Below are 21494 nucleotides of genomic sequence, written 5' to 3'. Positions count from 1 at the left end.
CTTTCCTTGTTGGAGCGTCAGTCCTCGACGAAATCGTTCCTGTACGGATTGAATATGTCGAGCAGGATTCCCGCCTCGAGACATCTGCATCCGTGGACGACGCCGTCCGTTTTGAGCATCGAGTCGCCCGCGCGTACCGTTTTTTTCACGCCGCCGATTTCGAACTCGAACGCGCCGCTGACGACGTACGTTATCTGCGTGTGCGGATGGCTGTGGAGCTTTCCGATTGCGCCCGCCTCGAACGTGTTCTCGACGCACATGAGGCTGTCGCTGTACGCGAGGACGCGCCTCGTGACGCCTTCGCCGCCGTCCGCCGCCTTCGCTTCGTCGTGGAATACCCATCTGTCGTTTTTCATCAAAGACCTCCCTTCATTTCAAGCCTGATGAGGTTGTTCATCTCGACCGCATATTCGAGGGGAAGCTCCTTGGAGACGGGGTTCGCGAAGCCCGAGACAATCATCGCCCGCGCCTCCTCCTCCGAGATTCCGCGGCTCATGAGGTAGAACACCGCGTCGTTGGAGATGCGCCCGATTTTCGCCTCGTGGCCCACGTCGCAGTCGTCCGTGTGGATGTCCATTGCTGGAACGGTGTCGCTCCGGGAGATGTTGTCGAGCATGAGGCTTTCGCAGGACACGCTCGCGCGGCTTCCCTTAGCCTCCTTCCCGATATATATCGCGCTCCGGTAGGTGGAGACTCCGCCCGACTTCGAGAGCGACTTTGTGGTGATGACGCTCGTCGTGTTCGGGGCGATGTGCACCATCTTCGCGCCCGTGTCGAGGTTCTGCCCCTCGCCGGCGAACGTGACCCCCGTGAATTCCGCCCGCGCACCGCGCCCGATGAGGTCGCTTTGGGGGTAGAGGTAGGAGATGTGGCTTCCGAAAGAGCCTGAGACCCATTCGATTGAGCCGCCTTCCTCCACGCGCGCCCTCTTCGTGTTGAGGTTGTACATGTTCTTCGACCAGTTCTCCACCGTGGAATACCGAAGGTGGGCGTTCTTCTTCACATACAGCTCCACGCAGCCGGCGTGAAGGTTCGCGACGTTGTACTTCGGCGCCGAGCATCCCTCGATGAAGTGCACGTCCGCGCCCTCGTCGACGATGATGAGCGTGTGCTCGAACTGTCCCGCGCCCTTGGCGTTCAGGCGGAAGTACGACTGGAGCGGAACCTCCACCTTCACGCCCTTGGGGACGTAGACGAACGAGCCGCCCGACCAGACCGCCCCGTGCAGCGCCGCGAACTTGTGGTCGTCCGGCTTGACGAGCTGCATGAAGTGCTCCCTCACCATGTCGGCGTACTCTCCGCGGAGGGAGCTTTCAAAATCCGTGTAGATGACGCCCTGTTTTGCCACCTCGTCCTGAAGGTTGTGGTAGACGAGCTCCGAGTCGTACTGCGCGCCCACGCCCGCAAGGCTTGTCCGCTCCGCCTCGGGAATGCCGAGCTTCTCGAACGTCTCCTTTATGTCGTCGGGGACGTCCTCCCACTTTCCCTGCATCTTCGTGTTCGGGCGCACATACGTCGCGATTTCCTCGATGTTCAGGCCCGAAATGTCCGGCCCCCACTCGGGAACTTTCAGCTCGTTGTAGATTTTGAGCGCGTTCTGGCGGAATTCCCTCATCCATTCCGGGTCGTTCTTGTCGTCGGAGAGCTTCGCGACGATTTCCGCCGTCAAGCCCGCCTCGTTCCTGTAGAATCCCTTCTCCTCATAGCGGAAGTCGTAGGGAGAGTCCGCCATGCTCTTTATGTCCTGCTTTTCTGCCATAGTGTTCCCCTCTCACGCGTCCAGGAACTGCTCGAAGCCGCTCTCGTTTATGCTCTCCACGAGCGAGCCGTCGCCTTCCTTGATGATTTTTCCTTTCACGAGGACATGCGTTTTGTCGACATGGAGGCTCTCAAGGATTTTCGTCGAGTGCGTGATGATGATGAGCGCGCCGTTCTGCCGCTTCTGGTACTCCTCGATTCCCTTCGACACGGTGCGCACCGCGTCCACGTCAAGCCCCGAGTCCGTCTCGTCCAGAATCGCGAGCTTCGGCTTGAGCATGAGGAGCTGGAGAATCTCGCTCTTCTTCCGCTCGCCGCCGGAGAACCCCACGTTGAGGTCGCGTCCGGCGTAGCTTTCGTCCATGTTCAGGAGCTGCATCGTCGCCTTCAGCTCCTTCTGGAACTGGAAGAGCTTGACGCGCTCGCCCGTCCGCTGCTGGAGCGAATTCCTGATGAACGATTCGAGCGAGATGCCCGGAACCTCAAGCGGCTGCTGGAAGCTGAGGAAAAGCCCTTTCGCCGCCCGCTTGTCGGCGCCCAATGCCGTGATGTCTTCCCCGTCGAAGACGATGCTTCCGCCTGCGACCGTGTAGCGCGGGTTCCCCATGAGCGTGTATCCGAGCGTCGATTTTCCGGCGCCGTTCGGCCCCATGAGGACGTGCGTCTCCCCTGGATTTACAGAAAGGCTCACGCCGTCGAGAACGCGCTTGTTCCCATCGCCGAGCGATATGTCAACAGAAAGTGTATTTACGTCCAAAAGACTCATTGTCGTGCCTCCGAATTTGAATGTGATTTCAAGATTGCCTATTAGAAAAGTGGGTAATGATTTCCGTAAACGGAAAGATACTCAATTGCACCGATAGATGCAATGCGTATTCTATCGGAAAACGGGCGGAGATAAAACGGCGGGTTTTTGCACTGCCGGGGCTTCGCGGCAAAAAATGCCCGGGGCGGAATGTCGTCGGACTTGTTCCCGGCACTACGGGCATGACGGATTTTCTCTACTGGCCGTGCTTTTTGTCTCGGGGGGCCTTCATTCGCTCGGGAATCGACCGTACGAAGAAAATCATGCGGAACAAAAACATGATGAGCGGCGGCGGCCCGAATTTCTGCCTTTTTCCGTGCTCGATGTTGTCATCCTTCAGCGGGTCGCGGACAAGCGCGCTTGTCGGGAGGTTGTAGGATGTGTGGAGGGACGTTTTTCCCCGCCATCTTGTCTTCCTGAATTCGAGCCCCGTCATTTTCGGGATGAATACGATTTCCTTGTCCCTGAGGTTCTCGTTTTCGGCGAATGCGATTTTGAGCGCGTATATCGTGGGCATCATCTTCCCGCGGAACAGGAGCGGGCGGAGGAGCCATTCCCCGGTGAGGTACGTCCTTCCGTTTTCGCCCGGGGTTATGTACATGTCCTCCTCGATTCTGTCCATGTTAATGGAAAGCATCTTCTGGAGTATTTTTGCTTTTGGTATGTCGTTGCTCGCGTTGTTCTTGTTCTGCCTCCTGAATTCCCTGTCGATTCCCTTCATTATTGTCGGCGTGAGCAGGTCGTAGAGAAGCATCATGATTTCGCATGATACGTCGAATTCGAGCGGTTCTTCAAAGTCGTGCATGAATGTATTTTATCATAGATTCAGGCGCTTGAGGGGGAATGCTGCGTTCCAAGTTCGGATTTGTCGGCACAAGCGCGTGCGGAACGTGGTTCCGCCCTTTTTTTGCGTGCGCGGATTGATGGGCGAGACGAGTTCTGAGTTCGGCGCTTGAGGAAAATGCTGCGTTTCCTGTTCGGATTTGTCGGCACAAGCGCGTGCGGAACGTGGAGATGTGAAAGTTCTCATGGTCGGGATGGGGCGGCAGGGTTTCCGAAGGGGGGGATTTTTGGTAAATTTCTGGTGCGGAAGGGCGGGCGTGCCGGATGTTTCCGGGGCAAATCCAATTTTTCCTTTCGGCGGAGGTTTTATGGCGATTGTGACTGTTTCTCGGCAGTTCGGGTCTGCGGGTGATGACATATGTGTCAGGCTTTCCGAAAAATTCGGTTTCCGCCTGGTGGGGAAAAAAATCCTGAGGGAGCGGATGCGGAGTCTGGGATGCCCGGAAAGCGTCATCGCGAAGTACGACGGGCTCAAACCCGGTTTTTTTGCGAGCCTGTCGCGCGACAAGGACGAGTATCTCTACTATCTGCGCACGGCGATTCTTTCCGAGTCGGAGGACGGCGACTGCGTGATTGCGGGGCGGGGGGCGTTCCTCGTGCTGAAGGATATAGAAAGCTGCGTCTCGTTCAGAATAATAGAAGAAAGAAAACTGCGTGCGGCGCGTATTATGAGAAGCAGCCCCGAGATGGACGAGAAAATCGCGCTCAAGGTTTTGCGGGGCGCCGACCGCCATCAGTACGGGTTCCACAGAAGCTTCTTCAATTTCAGGATACACGACAATTTCCTCTATGACATGATAATCAATTCCGGAAACTGCGGCGTCGATGCGGCGGCGTCGGCAATCGCGTCGTACGCGCGCGAGAAAATCACCCCGGAAGTCGAGAAGGCGGGGCAGGAGCGGCTGAACATGCTCCTTCTCGGGCAGAAAATCGCGAACATGCTCGTCTTCACGTACGACGTGAAGATTGACGATTTCCGAGTGACGGTGGAGGGGCAGACCGTCGTCCTGAACGGCGTCGCAAGTTCCTATGCGGAAGTCGAGAAGGCGTGGAAGATAATCTCGCTCGAGCTTCCCGAATTCTCGTTCAAGTCGAACGTCAGGATTGTCCAGGATTACATGAAGGGGCGCTGATTTTGGCACGCCTTTTTTTTCCTGCCGCGGCGCTCGTTTCCCTTTTCGTTTCCGGATGCGCCCGCGTTCCCGAGATGACGCTCGACGAGATTTCCCGGTGGCGCGAGGAGAACAGGAATTCGCTTGTTGAGCGGACTGTCTCGCGTCCCAAGGAAAAAAGCGGGTTCGCTCCGGGGCGCCCGGGCGGCGTCTGGCGAACGACGATGATGAGCGACCCCAAAAGCTTCAACATCATCATCGCGGAAACGGACGGCGACACGTCCGCGTTCATCGACCCGCTTTACGATTCGCTTATCGGGTACGATGTCATAACGCAGTCGTGGTACGCGCGCGCGGCATCGTTCTCCGTCTCCGTCGATTCCGATGCGGGTACGATGGACGTGACGTACACCCTCCGCGACGATTTGTGGTGGAGTTTTTACGGCTCCGGCGAGAAAGTCAAAATTACGAGCGACGACGTCGTCTTCTGGTACGACGAGATTCTGTGCGCCGAGGACATCGGCTCGTCGCGGTACAATTCCCAGTTCATGGAGATGGACGACGGGTCGTTCGAGCGAATCTCAATCGAGAAAATCGACGACCGCTCGTTCGTCTTCCACATCCCGCGCATATTCTCCGAGCCGCTTCTCCTCACGAACATGAGCTTCGGGCCGGCGTTCATCTACAAGAAGGCGAAGGACGAGGGCGGCGCGAAGGGCGTCAAGGCGCTGTTCAACATCGGATGCGACCCCCGGACCATACCGAGCATGGGTCGCTATTTCATCGCGGAATACATTCCGGGGCAGCGCCTCGTCTACGAGCGGAACCCCGATTATTGGGAGCGCGACTCGAACGGCGTTTCGGTGGCGTACCCGCAGACGCGCGTCGTCCGCATCGTGGGGGACGCGAACACCGAGATGATGATGTTCAGGAACGGCGAGCTTGAGAGTTTCGTCCCGTCGCCGGAAAAAGTCGGCGGGCTTGTGGACGGAGCGCAAAACGCGTTCGACTTCTACGGGAACGCCACGGGCGCGCGCGACGGGTACACCGTCTTCAATTCCGAGGGGGCTCTTTCCGCGTCGTTCTGGTCGTTCAACGAGAATCCCGTGAACAAGGACAAGCCGTTCTACCGCTGGTTCTGCAAAAAGGAATTCCGCCAGGCTATGAGCTGCCTCCTCAACCGCGACAGGATAATTTCCCAGACGTACCGGGGGCTTGCCTCCCCGAAACTCACGTTCTTCTCGGAGGCGACGGCGTTCTTCGACAAAGATGCCGTCCTCGACTACACGTATGATGTTGACCGCGCGCGGAACCTTCTCGCGTCGTGCGGCTTTTCTTTGGGCGATGATGGAATCCTCCGCGACGAGCAGGGCGTGAAAGTCGAGTTCGACCTTTCGATTCAGTCGACGGGGACGGTGGTAAGCGACATCGCGCAGATAATCGCCGACGAATGCAGGAAGGCGGGCGTTACGGTGAACGTGCGGCAGGTGGATTTCCAGAGCCTGATAGGGCAGCTGATGTCGAAATACGACTGGCAGTCCGTCATAATCGGCTTCAGCGGGGGATATTTCCCGACGCAGGGAAGCAACGTCTGGCTTTCGTCCGGGAACCTCCATCTGTGGAATCCGCTGCAGAAGACGCCCGCGACAAAATGGGAGGCGCGCGTCGACGAGCTTTTCCGGAAGGCGTCGTGCACCGTCGACAAGGACGAGGCGTTCCCGCTCTGGAGCGAGTACCAGCGGATATTCCTTGAGGAGTGCCCGCTCATCTATCTCGTCCGCCCGCGGAGTTTCTTCGCGCTGCAGAACAGGTGGGACATGGAGAACGTGACGTTCGACAATGTTCACGGAGCGGAGCTTTCGCACGTGTTCATCGCGCAGTGATTTTTCGGAATCAAATTTCGTAAGGAGTTGAAATATATGATAAGGACGATTTGGGCGTTCATCAGAATCGCGTTCTATATGGTGAGGCAGAATCCGAAACTGCGCCTCGTTCGCAGGCTCGACAGGGAGGGAAACATCGCCGAGCGCGACAGGATTGTCAACGAAATCGTGCCGGCATGGGCGAGGTACGTCTTCGAGGTGACGAAATCGGACGTGACTGTCGAGGGGCTTGAGAAGCTTCCGGCCGGCCGCGCCGTCGTTTTCATCGCGAACCACCAGGGGGAGATGGACATCCCGCTCCTCTTCGGCTACACGGGAAAACCGATGGCGTTCGTGGCGAAAATCGAGCTTTCCAAGATTCCCGTCCTTTCCGCGTGGATGAAAATGCTCCAGTGCACGTTCATCGACCGGAAAAGCCCCCGCGCATCCGTGCAGGCAATCCTCGACGCTGCCGCGAACGTCTCCAAGGGATATTCGCAGGTGATTTTCCCGGAGGGAACGCGCAGCCGCGGCGGAAAGCACCACGAATTCAAGGCGGGAAGCTTCAAGCTGGCGTTCAAGTCGAACGCGCCGATTGTTCCGGTCACGATTGACGGGACGTGGCGCATCTACGAGGAGAAGAACCGCCTCCAGAGCGCGAGCGTCCGCATGATAATACACGATCCGATTGAGACGGCCGGTTTGACGAAGGAGCAGATGGCGGAGATTCCCGCGCGCGTGGAGAAGATTGTATGCGCTCCGCTCGGCGAATGAATCTTTTCGGGGCCGCCTTTTTCTCGCGTGTTTCGTACCCGTGGCGGGCGTTCCGGCGGAATTTTCCGCTTGCGGCGTTCGTCTCGTCGCGTCTCGTCACGATGGCGGCCGTCCTCCTTCTTCTCGGGTGGGCGATGTTCGCGCTTATGGCGCTCGCTCCCGGCGACATCGTTGACCAGCTTGTGTCGCAGAAGCTTATGGAGCAGGCTTCCGCGCCGACATCTGCCGGAAACGACGGCGGCGCCTATTCCGACGAGCAGCTTGCCCGTACCCGCGCCGAGCTGGGGCTGGACAAGCCGTTCACTATGCAGTATCTCGACTGGCTCGGGCGCGTCTTTCGCGGGGACTTGGGCGTGAGCCTTATTTCGCGCGCGCCCGTCTCGTTCCTCATAAGGAGCAGAATCGCGAACTCGCTTCTCCTGAACATAATCTCGCTGGTTTTCATAACGTTCTTCTCGTTCCTCCTCGGAATTTATTTTTCGAGCAAGGCGGGGACGGGAATCGACGTCGCTGCGACGTTTTTCGCGCTGTTCTTCCACGCGTTTCCGGGAATCCTCCTTCTGATTCTCCTCCAGCTCTTCGCCTCGGCGACGGGGCTTTTTCCCGTTACCGCGTATCCTGAATTCCCGTTCCGCGAGAATCCGGGGAAATTCGTTTTCTCGTTCGCGCACCACATTTTCCTCCCGCTCCTCGCGTCGTTCCTGGGCGGCGTCGGCTCGACGATGCGCATGGTGCGCTCGACCGTCCTCGACCAGATGGGAATGCCGTACATCGTCGCGCTTCGCGCGCGCGGAATAAGCGAGCGGCGGATTTACCTCGCGCACGCGTTCAGGAACACGCTCAACCCGTACATCACCGGAAGCGCGAACCTCCTCGCAAGCCTTTTTTCCGGCTCCCTCGTGCTTGAGGTCATTTTCTCCTATCCCGGAATCGGGCGGCTCATGTACGAGGCGGTCCTCCAGCAGGACGTGAACCTCGTCCTCGCGAATTCGATGTTCATCGGCGCGCTCGTCCTTTTCGGGATGGTCATATCCGACATCCTTCTCGCGCTGGCGGACCCGCGCATACGTTATGGTAAGAACTGAATGAAAATGAAGAAGATTTTTGGATACCTTTTCCGTAGGCCGCTTGCGGCTTTGTCCGTCTGCCTGCTCGCTTTCCTGTATGCGGCGATGATAGCGGCGCCGTTCGTTGCCCCGTATTCCCCGACGACGTCGTTCGGCTCGTCATCGTTCCATCCGGGAAACGTCGAGCTGACGCGGCACGGTCTTGTCGCGCGCGAGTGCCGTGTCCTTGAGCCTTCGAAATGCCTCTACGCGAAAGTCCGGGGCGAGGAATTCCACCACAAGATAACGTTTTTCGCGAAGGGGGAGCCATACTCGTTTTTGGGGATGCGCTTCTCCCGCCATCTTTTCGGCGTCGAGCCTGATGAGAGCGGGAACGCGTATCCCGTCTTCCTGTTCGGCGCGGACAATTTGGGGCGAGACCTTTTCAGCAGAATCGTCCACGGAAGCAGGATTTCTCTCACAATCGGGTTCGTGGCGAGCGCGGTCTCGCTCCTTCTCGCGATTGTCCTCGGCGGCGCGGCGGGATTCTACGGCGGCGCGGCTGACTGGACGATAATGCGGGCGAGCGAGTTCTTCATGCTCATCCCCGGCCTCTACCTGATTCTCTTCCTCCGCTCGCTTCTGAACAACGTCATGGACAGCGGGACAAGCTACATGATTATCACGGTGATGCTCGCCCTCGTCGGGTGGCCGGGAAGCGCCCGCACGCTCCGCGGAATGGTGCACGCCATAAAGCGCGAGGAATTCGTGGAGGATGCCGTTCTTGAAGGCGTTCCGGGAATTGCCGTGATATTCAGGCACATCATCCCGCAGGTTTCGAGCCTCCTCATCGTCAGCACGACGCTCGCGATTCCGGGCTTCATAATGAGCGAGACGACTTTGTCGTATCTGGGGCTGGGAATTGCCGACCCCGCGGTCTCGTGGGGCTCGCTCATCAACCGCGACATATCGACGCTGTCGAACCTGCGGAATTTCCCGTGGCTCCTCATCCCCGTGTTCCTCCTCCTTTCCGTGACCATGGCGTTCAATTTCGTGGGCGACGCGCTCCGCGATTATTTCGACCCGTACCACACGTTCGTTCCCGGCTGGCGGGAATCGTTCTTCCGTGTTTTCGGAAGAAGGCGGCAGGCGGCAGGCGGAATCAGCCTCGGCGGGGAAAACGGCGTTTCCTCTGGCGGCGATATCCTCCGCGTGGAGAATCTCCGCGTGTCGTTCTCGATTGTGCGCGGGATGGAGCGCGTGGAAGTCCGTTCTGTCCGCGGCGTGAGCTTTTCGGTGCGGCGTGGCGGGATTCTCGGCATCGTCGGTGAGTCGGGAAGCGGAAAAACCGTCGCGACGATGGCGGTTACCGCGCTCCACGGTCCGAACGCGTCCGTTTCAGGGCGCATCCTGTTCGACGACGGGGAAAAAATCGTCGACATGTTGCGTCTCGGCGAAAAAAAAGTCCGGGAATTCCGCGGACGAAAAATCGGGATGATATTTCAGGAGCCGTCGAGGAGCTTCGACCCGCTCCAGAGCATCGGAAGCGCGTTTTTCGAGACGTTCAGGAACGCTTGCGGAACAATTTCCCGCGCCGACTCGGATTCCCGCGCGTCCGAGCTTCTGCGCGAGGTGGGGCTTCCCGAACCGGAAAAACGGCTCGGGAATTTCCCGCACCAGTTTTCGGGCGGGCAGCTTCAGCGGATATCCATCGCGCTCGCGCTGGCGCAGGGGTGCAGCCTCCTCATCGCCGACGAGCCTACGACGGCGCTGGACGTTACGATTCAGGCGCAGATTGTCTCCCTTCTCAGGCGGCTGAACGAGACGCGCGGGCTTTCGGTCATATTCATAAGCCATGACATACACCTTGTTGCCGATTTCTGCGACGATGTGATAGTGATGTACGGCGGAGTCGTCATGGACAGGTTCCCCGCGGAAAAGATACGCGGGACGGGCGCTGCCGGCGACGGCTCGCTTTCTCCCTATTCGCGCGCGCTTCTGTCGGCGACGCCCTCGTTCGGCTCCCATTACACGGCGGGGCGGCTGAATCCGATTCCGGGGCGCGTTTTTGACCCGGCGTCCCCCGTTCCCGGATGCCCGTTCTCCCCGAGGTGCGCGTTTTCGTGCGGAAAATGCGGCGAAGCGGGCGCGGAAGCAAAATGCTGGAGGATTCAGGATGTCTGATTTCGTTGTTGAGGTTTCGAATGTCTCAAAATCGTTTCCGCTCGAGGCGGGTTTCTTTGCGGGCGGGAACAGGCGCGTCTACGCGGTGAACGATGTCTCGTTCGGGATACGGCGCGGAAGCACGTACGGGATTGTCGGCGAGTCCGGATGCGGGAAGACGACGACGGCGCGGATGATTGTCGGGCTCCATCGCCCCGACGCGGGGACAATCTCGTACAAGCCGGATTCTTCGTCGGACGGGGTCGACGTGTCGTCGCTCGGGCGCCGGAAGCTGAGGCTTTTCCGCGAGAAGGTGAAATACATTTTTCAGGACCCCGCTCATTCGCTGAACCCGCGCCTTTCGGTGGGCGACATCATCACCGATTCGTACCGGTATTCGTCGGTGTATCCGGGAAGGCGCGCGGCAGGCGACGAGGCGCGCGATGTCCTGAGCGAGGTGGGGCTTTCGCCCGAGGATGCCGACCGCCACCCGTCCGAATTCTCCGGCGGGCAGCGTCAGAGAATATCGATTGCGCGCGGCCTTATAATGAAGCCGGACGTCCTTGTCTGCGACGAGATTGTCTCCGCGCTCGACGTGTCTGTTCAGGGGCAGATTCTGAACCTTCTGCAGGACATAAAGGAATCGCGCGGGCTTTCGCTCCTCTTCATCGCGCACGATTTGCGCGTGAGCTGCTATTTCTGCGACACAATCGGCGTCATGTATTGCGGCTTCCTCGTCGAGGAGGCGCCCGCCGCCGACTTGTACAGGACGGCGCTCCATCCGTATTCGAGGATGCTCTTCGGCGGCGCGGGAAATTCATTTGGCGCGAAGGCGGGCGAGGCGAGGAGCATCACGGGCGTCGTTTCCGGATGCCCGTTCGCGCACCGCTGCCCGCACTCGTCTTCCGTCTGCCTTTCGGAGCTTCCCCCGTGGAAGTACGACGGGAACCACAAGGTGCGCTGCCATCTCCTCTGATTTCGGTTCCGGAGCGCGTTTTAATTGAATGATTCCGGCAAGGGCTGTAGAATATGACTCTATGGATAGAAACGAAACGGAATGGCAGAAGCCTGCCGCCGAAAAAGATTCCCTCGGGGGAGAGCAGCGCGGAGCCCTCGACGAGATGTGCTTCCTCCTTTCGAAAATCGACGACCAGAAAGTCATAACGGATTTCTTCGGATGCCTTTTCACGGCGTCGGAGCTGCGCGATTTCGCCACGAGATGGCTTCTCGTGCGCGAGATTGACAAGGGTACGACGCAGCGGGAGATTGCGAACAAGTACCACATGTCGCTCTGCAAGATAACGAGGGGCTCTCGCGAACTGAAGAAGAACGACAGCGCGTTCAGGAAGCTGCTGGACAAGGCGCGGAGCTTGGGGCTGGAGTGACATGAACGGCAGCGTAAAGAAACTCCTCGACGAGAGCCTCAACATACGGAATTCGTTTTCTCCGGCTTCCGTCAACATCTTCACTTATTTTGTCGTCATAGCCGTCGTCGGTTCCGGTTTTCTTCAGATTCCGTTCTTCTACAAGGATTTCAGGCCGGCAAGCTACATCGACACGCTTTTCACAACCGTTTCGGCGCTTTGCGTCACGGGGCTCTGCCCGATGGACATCGAGCGGTTCAACATCGCGGGGCTTTCGTTCCTCATGCTTATAATCGAGCTTGGCGGGCTGGGGCTCATAGCGTTCTTCACGATATACCTTGCGCTTCCCGCGCGGCATCTGTCGCTCGTCAGCAGGCAGGTCGTGAAGGATTTCTTCGTAGCCGACGTCGAGACGGACCACCGGAGCATCGTGAAGCGGATTGTCGTGTACAGCCTTGCCATCCAGGTTCTCGGCGGGATTGTCCTCGCGCTCATATTGGGCGACTGCGGCGAGGGCAACTGCGCGTTTTTCGGGTTCTTCCTTTCCGTGTCGGCGTTCTGCAACGCGGGGTTCGCGCCCTGGGGCGACAGCCTTCACCATCTGAGCGGGAACGCCCCGTTCGTCTCCGTCATCATGTTCCTGATTGTCTTCGGCGGGCTGGGGTTCACCGTGATGCAGGACGTCATCTCGTTCTGCTCGACGCGCATACGCAGAAAAATCACCGGGAAGGGAAAAATGCACAACATCTCCCTCCATTCGAAAATAGTCTTCCTCATGACCGTCATACTGATTGTCGTCCCGAGCGCCGTCTATCTAGTCCTCGAATGGGACGGCGCGTTTTCCGGGATGGGCGTGCGGACGAAAATGCTGAACGCCCTGTTCCAGAGCGTGACATGCAGGACGGCGGGGTTCGAGCTTGTGGGCGAGGGGAGCTTCTCCCCCGCGGGAACGTTCATCACGGAGCTCCTCATGGCAATCGGCGGGAATCCCGGCTCGATGGCTGGCGGAATCAAGACGACGACGATTTTCCTCGTGATGTGCCAGGCGTTCAGGACGAGCTCTGATTTGCGCTACCTTTCGATTTTCCACCGCGACGTGTCGTACGACGACACCGACAAGGCGTCCGCCGTTTTCGTCAAGGCGATGATTTTCATCAGCGTCATCCTCTTCGCGCTTCTTTTGAGCGAGCGCTCTTCGATTTCCGCAGGCGTTATGAGCGCGGGCGACCTTTCGTTCGAAGCGATAAGCGCAATCGGGACGGCGGGGCTGACGCGCGGGATAACGTCGTCGCTCAGCCCTCTCGGCAAGCTGATTCTCATCGTCGCGATGTACGGCGGGCGCACGGGCGTGATGACGCTCTCGCTGTCGATTCCGATGCGCTCGCAGTACGTCAAGCGTTTCGTCGATTACCCGCGCGAGGAAATCCTTGTCGGATGATTTTTTCGCGCTTTGCAGAAGGAGGAATAGTTTATGGGTACGATTTCGATAATAGGGCTGGGGAATTTCGCGTGCAGGATAATTGACGAGCTTTACGCGCTCGACAGGACCGAGGTTTTCGTTGCCGACAAGGACCGCGTGAAAATAGAGCAGTACCGCGACAAGGTGAAGGACGCGCAGATTCTGGACGTCATCAACTTCGACCTTTTGCGGAAGATTGTGCCGGAGGACACGACGCACGCGATTGTCGACATGGGGCACGACAACACCGAGGCGGCGATTCTCGTGACGAATTATCTCCACAAGATGAACATCGAGAACATAATCGTGAAGTCGCAGGGCGACACGAACGCCGAAATCCTCAAGCTTGTCGGCGCGACGCAGGTCGTCCTCCCCGATTTGGACGCGGCGCAGAAAATCGTGCAGCTTTTGGTCTCGTCCTCCGTCTACGATTTCCTTCAGGTCTCGTCGCTTTTCTCGATGGCGGAGGTCAGCGTGAAGCCGGAGCTTTCCGGAAAGACGCTCGCCGACGTCGAATTCAGGAAGAAATACCGGCTGAACGTAATCGCGTACAGGACGGGCGAGGGCACGGAGCTTTCTCTCGTCCGCTCCGCCGATTTCGCGCTCATCACGGGGCAGCATCTCCTCGTCGCGGGAACCGAGGCGGACATAAAGGAGTACATCGGCACGAACGCCGAGGCTGATTCCGCTGTCTCCAAGATACGGCGGCTCGATTTGATGAGCAAACTTTTCAGGAAAAATCGGTAAAAATCAGAAAAAGTCATTGACGGACTTTTGAAAAAAACAATAATAAAGGTACTTCCGTCAGCACAGCGGAGAGCCGCTTGCGCGCATTGCGTTTCCGGAAGTTTCGATGCGAGTCTATAAAGGGAATTGGGGAACGAGTTCTTCTCCAATTCCTTTTTTCTTGTCGGACAAAATGCGGCGGCGCTGAAAAAAAAATTCTTGGAGCAGTACATGAAAGCTATCGAACTAGAGAAGGCATACAACCCTAAGGAATTCGAGGACAGAATCTACTCGGAATGGGTCGAGAAGGGATATTTCAAGCCGTATTCCGACGGCGACAACCCCGTTCGCGCTCTCCGCGAGGCGAAGAACATAAACTACACCGTCGTCATTCCGCCGCCGAACGTGACGGGCGTCCTTCATATGGGTCACGGGCTGAACAACACGCTTCAGGATGTCGTCGTCCGCTATCACCGCATGAAGGGCGACAACACGCTCTGGATTCCGGGAACGGACCACGCCGGAATCGCGACGCAGAACGTCGTCGAGCGCGCGCTCAAGAAGGAAGGCAAGGGACGGAACGACCTCGGGCGCGAGAAGTTCATAGAACGGACGTGGGAAGTGACGCACGAGCATCACGACACGATTGTCAGGCAGCAGAAGAAGCTCGGGAATTCCGTGGACTGGTCGCGCGAGCGCTTTACCTACGACGAGGGGCTTTCGAAGGCTGTCCGCGATGTTTTCGTCACGCTGTACGAGCGCGGGCTTATGTACAAGGGGCAGTATCTCGTGAACTGGTGTCCCCGCTGCGGTACGGCGCTTGCGGACGACGAGGTCGACCACATCGACACGCAGGGTGCGATGTACCATATTTATTATGATTTTGCCGACGGTTCGGGAAGAATCGAGGTCGCCACGACGCGCCCGGAGACGTTCTTCGGCGATACTGCCGTCGCCGTCAATCCCGATGACGAGCGGTACAAGAATCTTGTCGGAAAGAAGGTCGTCCTTCCCCTCATCAACAAGGAAATCCCGATAATCGCCGACAGCTACGTCGACAAGGAATTCGGGACGGGCATGGTGAAGATTACGCCCGCCCACGACCCGAACGACTGGGAAGTCGGAAAGAGGCACAACCTCGAAATAATCAACCTCCTCAATCCCGACGGCACGCTCAACGACAACGTTCCCGAAAAATACCGCGGAATGAAGTGCGAGCAGGCGCGGAAACTCGTCATCGAGGATTTGACAGAGGCGGGATTCTTCAAGAACGAGGAGAAGATGACGCACTCTGTCGGGCACTGCTACCGCTGCAAGACCGTCGTCGAGCCGTATCTCTCATACCAGTGGTTCGTCAGGATGAAGCCGCTCGCCGAGAAGGCGCTCAAGGCATGGCAGGACGGCGACATCGTCTTCTATCCGAGAAAATGGGAGAACACATACCGCCACTGGATGGAAAACATCCGCGACTGGTGCGTGAGCCGCCAGATTTGGTGGGGACACAGGATTCCTGCGTGGTATTGCGAATGCGGCGAGACAATCGTCTCCCGCGAGGATCCGAAGTGCTGCCCGAAATGCGGCGCCGACGCGTCCAAGCTCAGGCAGGATTCCGACGTCCTCGACACGTGGTTCAGCTCGTGGCTGTGGCCGTTCTCTACGCTGGGATGGCCGGAAAATACGGCGGACCTCCAGAAATTCTACCCGACGACGGCGCTCGTCACGGCATACGACATCATATTCTTCTGGGTCAGCCGCATGATAATGGCCGGGCTCGAATTCACCGGAAAATCGCCGTTCCACGATATCTACATCCACGGTCTTGTCCGCGACAAGCAGGGCCGCAAGATGTCGAAATCCCTCGGGAACGGAATCGACCCGCTTGAGATAATCGAGCAGTACGGCTCTGACGCGCTCAAATTCACGCTGTCGTTCCTCTGCGCGCAGGGGCAGGACGTTCTCATCGACAACAAGACGTTCGAGATGGGCTCGAAATTCTGCAACAAGGTGTGGAACGCAAGCCGCTACATCCTCGGAAACCTCGAGGGAAGGAACCTTATCCCCGTATCCGACGGCGAGCTTACCGAGCTCGACAAGTGGATTTACGCCGAGCTCGACGCCTGCTGCAGGACGGAGCGCGACGCCCTTGAGGGATACCGCTACAACGACGCGGCTTCCGCGGTATACGAATTCTTCTGGTACAAATTCTGCGACTGGTACGTCGAGGCGACGAAGCTTTCGTTCAGGAACGGCGACGAGCACGAGAAGGACAGGCAGGTTTCCGTTCTCCTCAACATCCTTGAGGAATCGCTCCGACTTCTCCATCCGTTCATCCCGTTCGTCACGGAGGAAATCTATTCCAAGCTTCCGCTCGCGGAAATCGTCGGGAACAGGAAGGCTGCCGGCGGGCAGAAAATCCTCGCGGACGAGCTGTATTCCGACATGCTCACGACGGCTCCGTTCCCGAGAGTCAGGGACGAGCGGCGCGACGAGAAGGTGATGAGCCGCTTCAACGTCCTTCAGGAGCTTATCCGCAACGTGCGCGGCCTTCGCAACGAATGCGGAATCGACCCCGCGTTCAAGGTGAACATCGCGATACACGTCGTGCCGGGAAGCGATGCCGAGGTCTGCCGCGAGAAAGTCGACATGATAAAGCTCCTCGCGGGTCTTTCGAATGTCGAGTTCGTCGGCGAGAAGCCTTCGTCATCGATTGGAACGGTCGGAACGGGATTCGAGGCGTTCATCCTCCTCGACGACAGCATCGACAAGGAGACGCTCCGCAAGCATTTTGAGAAGGACTTGATGAAGGCCCAGTCCGATGCGCAGCGCACCGAGGCGAAGCTCTGCGGCAAATTCGTCGAGCACGCTCCCGCCGAAGTCGTTCAGGCTGAGCGCGACAAGCTTGAGGAAACGAAGCGCAGGATTGAGAAGCTTTCTTCATACATAAAGGAATTGTAAGTCGTACAAGACCACGGAGCTGATGGTTCTTCGTCGTATGGCGGAACGGTGGCTCCGTGGTTTTTTTTCGCTCCGCCCGAAAATGCGGTGAACGCGCGGGCGTTTGTTTTGGGGCGGCGTCTTGCGGCTGCCGCTTCAAAAACGGTTCCGAGAACTCATGTTTTCGGGATGTTCTCCAGATATTTATTTTCAGTTGGATATACAGTGGAGGTTTATTATGGGTGACAAGTGCGAAAACAAGTCGTGCGTGGCGGAATCTGATTCGGGGACAGATACGCAGAGAAAAATGGAGATGCCCGAAATGCGGACGGAAAAGCCCATGCAAATGGAAGCGGAGCAGATGCAGCAGCTCAAGGAGATTTTCATGGCTCCTTACATGCAGATTGCGACGGGGCTTATTGGAAAAGTGCGCCATGCCGGCGGGAATATGTTCCGCCACCAGATGGACACGCTGGGGATTCTCATCGATTACGGGTATATCGATTCCGTCCTGCTGAAGGCTTCAATCGTTCACGACACGGTGGAGGATATTCCCAATTTTGACAGGAACCAGATTGTGAATGCCGATGCAGAAGGGCAGAAAGTCCTCGACCTCGTCCTGGAGGTCACGCGGCGCGATGACGAGGACAAGCAGCAGTTCCTCAAGCGCATAATCAGGAACGGAAGCCCTAAGGCGAAAATACTCAAATGCGCCGACCGGATTTCCAATATGATTTCCCTCGGTTTCGTCACGGACCCGAAATTCATCGAGCGGTATTGTGATGAGACCGAATGCTATCTTCTCCCGATGGCCATTGAGATTGATTTCAATATGTATCAGGAGCTTATCCAGCTGATACGAACAAGGCGGCGTTACCTTGAGGACGGCGGTTATTTCGACAACCGCGTCAAGGAATCGTCCGTAAAAGGAAGTGGAAAATGATTGTCAAGTGATTTTATCCAGCTGAAAATAGAGCGGCGTCCCGGAAACTCCCCGGGGCGCCTTTTTTCTGCCTCCTTATCCGAGCGCGAGCGCCTCGACGGAAATCCGCGCGCAGCTCTCCGTTATGTCGACCGATTTTCCGTGCCTGAGATAATGCAGGACGCATCGTATCTTTTCTTCGGGAACGCCCTTTATCTGCGCGAGCGCGTGCCGGTACAGCGCGAGCTGCCCCTCGTACATTTTTGGCTCGACGATTTGGTTCGTCTTGAAATCGACAATCGTCATCGTCCCGTCGCCGTTCTCGAAAACGAGGTCCATAGTTCCGCGCACAATCCTGTCGCCCTTTTTCGCGGTCGGAATCCTGCTCCTGAAATTGAATTCGCTCCGCCGCCAGTCTGCATCTTTCGCGCGCTTGCCGTATTCGGACGAGAGGAAAACGTCCCGCATCTTCCTGCACGCGCCGAAAACGGCGTCGATTTTCGTCTTGTTTCCGTGAAGGGCTGCGATGAACTTGCCGACTCCCGCCGGCTCCTGCTTTCCGGGCGTGAACGCCGCCTCCATGAACGCGTGCGCCACGGAACCGAAGTCGCTGAAGCCGAATTCGGGCTCGAGCGCTTCCCCGTTTTCGTTCGTTTCCTGGGGAATCGAATCGCGGACGATTTCGTTGATTTCCTGGAACGGTGACTCGGCGTGGAAGACCGTCTTCGTGTCGCTTTCCGGATCGTCGCCTTCCGCCGCGATTTTGCTCGGCGCGATGTACGGGCTCGGGTCAATCTCCGGCTCGATTTTTTTTGCCGTGGAATACGTCTTTTCGAGCGCGGAAATCAGCTCCGCTTTCTCGCCGTCGCTGTTCTCCCGCAAATCGCTCCGTGCCGTCTTTTCCGGCGACGATTGCGCTCGCTCCTTCTTTTCTATATTTTCGAACGTGAACGGCATGTTTTCCATCGTGAGGAACGGCTGGATGATGTTGTATATCGACTGCGGGACTTTTCCCGTTTCGTTTCCGTCGTAGCTTCCGGGAAGGTACGTGCTCCCGTTTTTTCCGGGATCCCCGTCGTAGCTTCCGGTAAGGAAAAGCTGCTCCTCCGCCCTCGTGAACGCGACGTAGGCGAGCCTCCGCAGTTCCGCGCCCGACTTCGCGTCGTTCTCTTTCTTTAGTTTGTCGTAGAAGTAGTTCACGTTCTTTCTTGTTGAGCTGTGCCCCTTCGAGCGGACTTCTTCCACCGCCTTGCACGGCGGCGTGTTTATTACGGCTCCGTTCTCCTTCGTCACGAAAACGGGCGTGTCGTTCTTGTCGAGCGACTTGCCGCCGTTTACCTCCGCGACGAAGACGACGGGGAATTCCAGCCCCTTGCTTTTGTGGATTGTCATTATCTTCACGGCGTCGCGCGCCTCGAACGGGATGTCAAGGTTCTCGACATTCTCCTGCTCGCCCGCGTACGTCCTCATCTCGTCGACGAACCCCGCAAGACTCTGCGCCTTGTCGTCCGCTTTCCGCGCCATCTCGAACAGTATGTCGTAGAGCGTCGCGTACATGCTCACGCTGCGGTTCCACATCGTCTCGTACCGGTATCCAAGCCCGTACCACAGCGAGCTTATCGTCTGCGCAATCGGCTCCGTTTTCGCGGATTCGCGGATTTTTTCGTACAGCGCGGCAGTTTCCCGAATCCGCGCCTTCGCCTCCTCCGAGATTCCCGCCTGCCCGATTGTCTCCTCGTCGAACGGGGGAACGCTCTCCATGCGCTTCGCTTCGATTTCCCGCTTCGCCGCCATGAATTCCGCGGCATCGTCGACGGACACGTTGATGAACGGCGACGGAAGAAGGACGGAAAGCGCGTTGTCGTCTTCGGGATACGCGCACAGTGCGAGGAACGACACGATGTCGTTTACGGGGCCGTCCCCGAAGAGTCCCTTGTAGATTTCGGTGGAGTAGGGAATGCCGGCCGCAAGCAGCATCCGCTCGAAGACGGGCTGGTTCGATGTCCGCTTCAGGAGGATTGCGATTTCGCCCGCGCGGTATTTCCTTCCGCCGATGCCCGTGTCGATAAGCATTCTGATTTTGTCGGCGACGAACGATGCTTCCGTCTCTATCGGCGTCAGCGCTTTTTCGTCGCCGTCCTTCTCGTCAACAAAAAGGGCGACGTGCATCCGCTTCTTGCTGAAATCCGCTTCTTGAAGCTTTGCCTCCGGAATGAGCACTTCGCTGTATTCCGCCTCGTATTTCGGAATGTCGCCGAACCGTTTCCGCGTCATGAAAATCGACGGCGCGTCGCCTGCCTCGCCGCCTTTTTCCGGCGGGTAGGGAAGCCCGCCGAACAGCGTGTTGAACGCTGCGATAAGCTCGGGCTTCGAGCGGTAGTTCGTCCGTAGGTCAAGGTTTCCCTTGCCGTCGGCTCCCCCCACCGTGTCCTTGAGGCTCCTGAAAACGGAGACGTCCGCTCCCCGGAACTTGTAGATGCTCTGCTTCTCGTCGCCGACGAAGAAAAGCTTCCGCCCGTCCACGTCCGCGTAGTCGGGGACGCCTTTCTCCTCGCGCTCCTCTTTTTCCGCGAGCATGAAAAGGAGGTCCTTCTGCATCTCGTTGTTGTCCTGGAATTCGTCAATCATTATCGCGCGGTACTTTTTTTTCTCCAGCCGCCGGATTTCGGGATGCTCGCGGAGCGTTTTGAGCGCGAGGGAAGCGACGTCCGCGAAGGTGAGCGTTCCAGAAATTCGCTTCGACCTGTTCGCTTTTTCCTGGAATGCCGAAAGAAGGCGCGCCGCTTTTGCCGACATCCTGTAGCCGAAAATGCCGTTTGCGAGCGCCTTTATGTTGTCTATCACGTCGTACAGCTCCGTCAGCTTCACGCCGATTTCCGCCATCATAATATCGGCGGCGTTCTTCCTCGGTTTGTTGAACGACGTGAACGGCGCGAACGAGCGCGCGTACTGCACGATTCCGTCGATTTTCCTGCTGTCCGCCGCCCGTATCTCGTCCGCCGTGATGCGCGCCGCCTCCGTGCTCCTCGAGGCGAGCGCCGCCTCGATTGCCGGCGCCGGAGCCTTGCTCCTGTTCTCGACTTCGGCAAAAAGCTTCCCTATTTCCGCGATGAGCGATTCCGCCTTCTCCGATTCCGCCTGCCACGCTTTCGCAAGCTCGTCCGCCTGCCTTTCCGCGTCGCCCTCGAAGTCTACCGGCTCCGCTATCGTCGAGTTGTCGAGAATCGATTTCACGAAGAAGTCCTCGGCAATCCTGTTGAAGTCCATCATGCGCGCGAGCGACTGGACAGCCTCGTCGTCCCTGTGCTCGAGGAGGAACGGAATTGCCATGTTCCGTATGGTTCGCTCCGCCTCGTCGTTGTCCTGCGAGAATCCTGGCGTTATCCCGTAGAAATGCGCGCCCTGCCGTGCGATTTCGGAGCAGTAGCTGTCTAGCGTTTTTATCTGCGCCGCGTCGAAATTCCTGACGGCTGTCTGGGCGAACGGGTTTCCGTTCTCCGCTTCCTCTCGAATCGTGCTGAATATGCGCGACTTCATTTCGACGGTAGCCTTTTTCGTGAACGTCAGGACGAGAAGCTCGTCAATCTTGAATTTCTCCTCCGTGACGAGATGCGCCGCCCTTTTCGCGAGGACGGTCGTCTTTCCGGAGCCGGCTCCCGCGCTTACGACAACGTTGCTCATCATCTTTACGGCGTTGTCCTGGTATTCGTCGAGTTTCTTTGCCAT

At 57.9% G+C, this 21494-nt stretch carries 16 protein-coding genes; 11 read left to right on the top strand and 5 right to left on the bottom strand.

The genetic code is table 11. From position 1 onward, the window contains the following. Window positions 1-17: 17 nt before the first annotated feature. The 4 genes from TRESADRAFT_RS00955 to TRESADRAFT_RS00940 form a co-directional block, all read right to left on the bottom strand. Complete coding sequence (locus TRESADRAFT_RS00955) at window positions 18-356, bottom strand: cupin domain-containing protein (RefSeq protein ID WP_002701968.1); 339 nt, start codon at window positions 354-356, stop codon at window positions 18-20. Beyond that, complete coding sequence (gene sufB / locus TRESADRAFT_RS00950) at window positions 356-1759, bottom strand: Fe-S cluster assembly protein SufB (protein ID WP_002701967.1); 1404 nt, start codon at window positions 1757-1759, stop codon at window positions 356-358. The genes TRESADRAFT_RS00955 and sufB overlap by 1 nt, the downstream gene beginning before the upstream one ends. A gap of 12 nt (window positions 1760-1771) precedes the next feature. Continuing rightward, window positions 1772-2524, bottom strand: coding sequence for a Fe-S cluster assembly ATPase SufC (sufC, locus tag TRESADRAFT_RS00945; protein ID WP_002701965.1), 753 nt, complete (start codon window positions 2522-2524; stop codon window positions 1772-1774). Between the two features lie 235 nt (window positions 2525-2759). Then, the gene (locus TRESADRAFT_RS00940; protein WP_002701961.1) at window positions 2760-3368 is read right to left on the bottom strand and encodes a hypothetical protein; all 609 of its coding nucleotides are present in this window, start codon (window positions 3366-3368) and stop codon (window positions 2760-2762) included. A 346-nt stretch (window positions 3369-3714) separates the two neighbouring features. Between TRESADRAFT_RS00940 and TRESADRAFT_RS00935 the strand changes: the two genes are divergently transcribed. The 11 genes from TRESADRAFT_RS00935 (at window position 3715) to TRESADRAFT_RS00885 (ending at window position 17789) form a co-directional block, all read left to right on the top strand. Further along, complete coding sequence (locus TRESADRAFT_RS00935; RefSeq protein ID WP_002701959.1) at window positions 3715-4539, top strand: cytidylate kinase family protein; 825 nt, start codon at window positions 3715-3717, stop codon at window positions 4537-4539. 2 nt (window positions 4540-4541) lie between these two features. Next, complete coding sequence (locus TRESADRAFT_RS00930) at window positions 4542-6401, top strand: ABC transporter substrate-binding protein (RefSeq protein ID WP_002701957.1); 1860 nt, start codon at window positions 4542-4544, stop codon at window positions 6399-6401. A 36-nt stretch (window positions 6402-6437) separates the two neighbouring features. Beyond that, complete coding sequence (locus TRESADRAFT_RS00925; RefSeq protein ID WP_002701955.1) at window positions 6438-7154, top strand: lysophospholipid acyltransferase family protein; 717 nt, start codon at window positions 6438-6440, stop codon at window positions 7152-7154. Next, complete coding sequence (locus TRESADRAFT_RS00920; RefSeq protein WP_002701953.1) at window positions 7151-8239, top strand: ABC transporter permease; 1089 nt, start codon at window positions 7151-7153, stop codon at window positions 8237-8239. Before TRESADRAFT_RS00925 ends, TRESADRAFT_RS00920 begins: the two co-directional genes overlap by 4 nt. A gap of 6 nt (window positions 8240-8245) precedes the next feature. Next, the gene (locus tag TRESADRAFT_RS00915) at window positions 8246-10384 is read left to right on the top strand and encodes a dipeptide/oligopeptide/nickel ABC transporter permease/ATP-binding protein (RefSeq protein ID WP_002701952.1); all 2139 of its coding nucleotides are present in this window, start codon (window positions 8246-8248) and stop codon (window positions 10382-10384) included. Continuing rightward, a complete protein-coding gene (locus tag TRESADRAFT_RS00910) occupies window positions 10377-11339 on the top strand; it encodes an oligopeptide/dipeptide ABC transporter ATP-binding protein (RefSeq protein WP_002701949.1) in 963 nt (320 codons plus the stop codon). Before TRESADRAFT_RS00915 ends, TRESADRAFT_RS00910 begins: the two co-directional genes overlap by 8 nt. A gap of 61 nt (window positions 11340-11400) precedes the next feature. After that, a complete protein-coding gene (locus TRESADRAFT_RS00905; protein WP_002701948.1) occupies window positions 11401-11748 on the top strand; it encodes a Trp family transcriptional regulator in 348 nt (115 codons plus the stop codon). A 1-nt stretch (window position 11749) separates the two neighbouring features. Beyond that, window positions 11750-13165: a TrkH family potassium uptake protein gene (locus TRESADRAFT_RS00900; protein WP_002701946.1), complete on the top strand. Its 1416-nt coding sequence runs from the start codon at window positions 11750-11752 to the stop codon at window positions 13163-13165. A gap of 33 nt (window positions 13166-13198) precedes the next feature. Continuing rightward, the gene (locus TRESADRAFT_RS00895) at window positions 13199-13933 is read left to right on the top strand and encodes a potassium channel family protein (protein WP_002701944.1); all 735 of its coding nucleotides are present in this window, start codon (window positions 13199-13201) and stop codon (window positions 13931-13933) included. A 210-nt stretch (window positions 13934-14143) separates the two neighbouring features. Next, the gene (locus TRESADRAFT_RS00890; protein ID WP_002701942.1) at window positions 14144-16867 is read left to right on the top strand and encodes a valine--tRNA ligase; all 2724 of its coding nucleotides are present in this window, start codon (window positions 14144-14146) and stop codon (window positions 16865-16867) included. Window positions 16868-17168: 301 nt separating this feature from the next. Continuing rightward, window positions 17169-17789 carry a hypothetical protein gene (locus tag TRESADRAFT_RS00885; RefSeq protein WP_245534312.1) on the top strand — a complete coding sequence of 207 codons (621 nt, stop codon included), beginning with the start codon at window positions 17169-17171 and terminating at the stop codon, window positions 17787-17789. A 75-nt stretch (window positions 17790-17864) separates the two neighbouring features. On the opposite strand, the gene TRESADRAFT_RS00880 is transcribed toward TRESADRAFT_RS00885, so the two are convergent. Then, on the bottom strand, window positions 17865-21494 hold the full coding sequence (locus TRESADRAFT_RS00880; protein ID WP_002701938.1) for a UvrD-helicase domain-containing protein: 3630 nt from the start codon (window positions 21492-21494) through the stop codon (window positions 17865-17867).

The organism is Treponema saccharophilum DSM 2985 (assembly GCF_000255555.1).
Taxonomy (GTDB): Bacteria; Spirochaetota; Spirochaetia; order Treponematales; family Treponemataceae; genus Treponema_D; species Treponema_D saccharophilum.
This window is presented reverse-complemented; position numbering and strand designations above follow the sequence as displayed.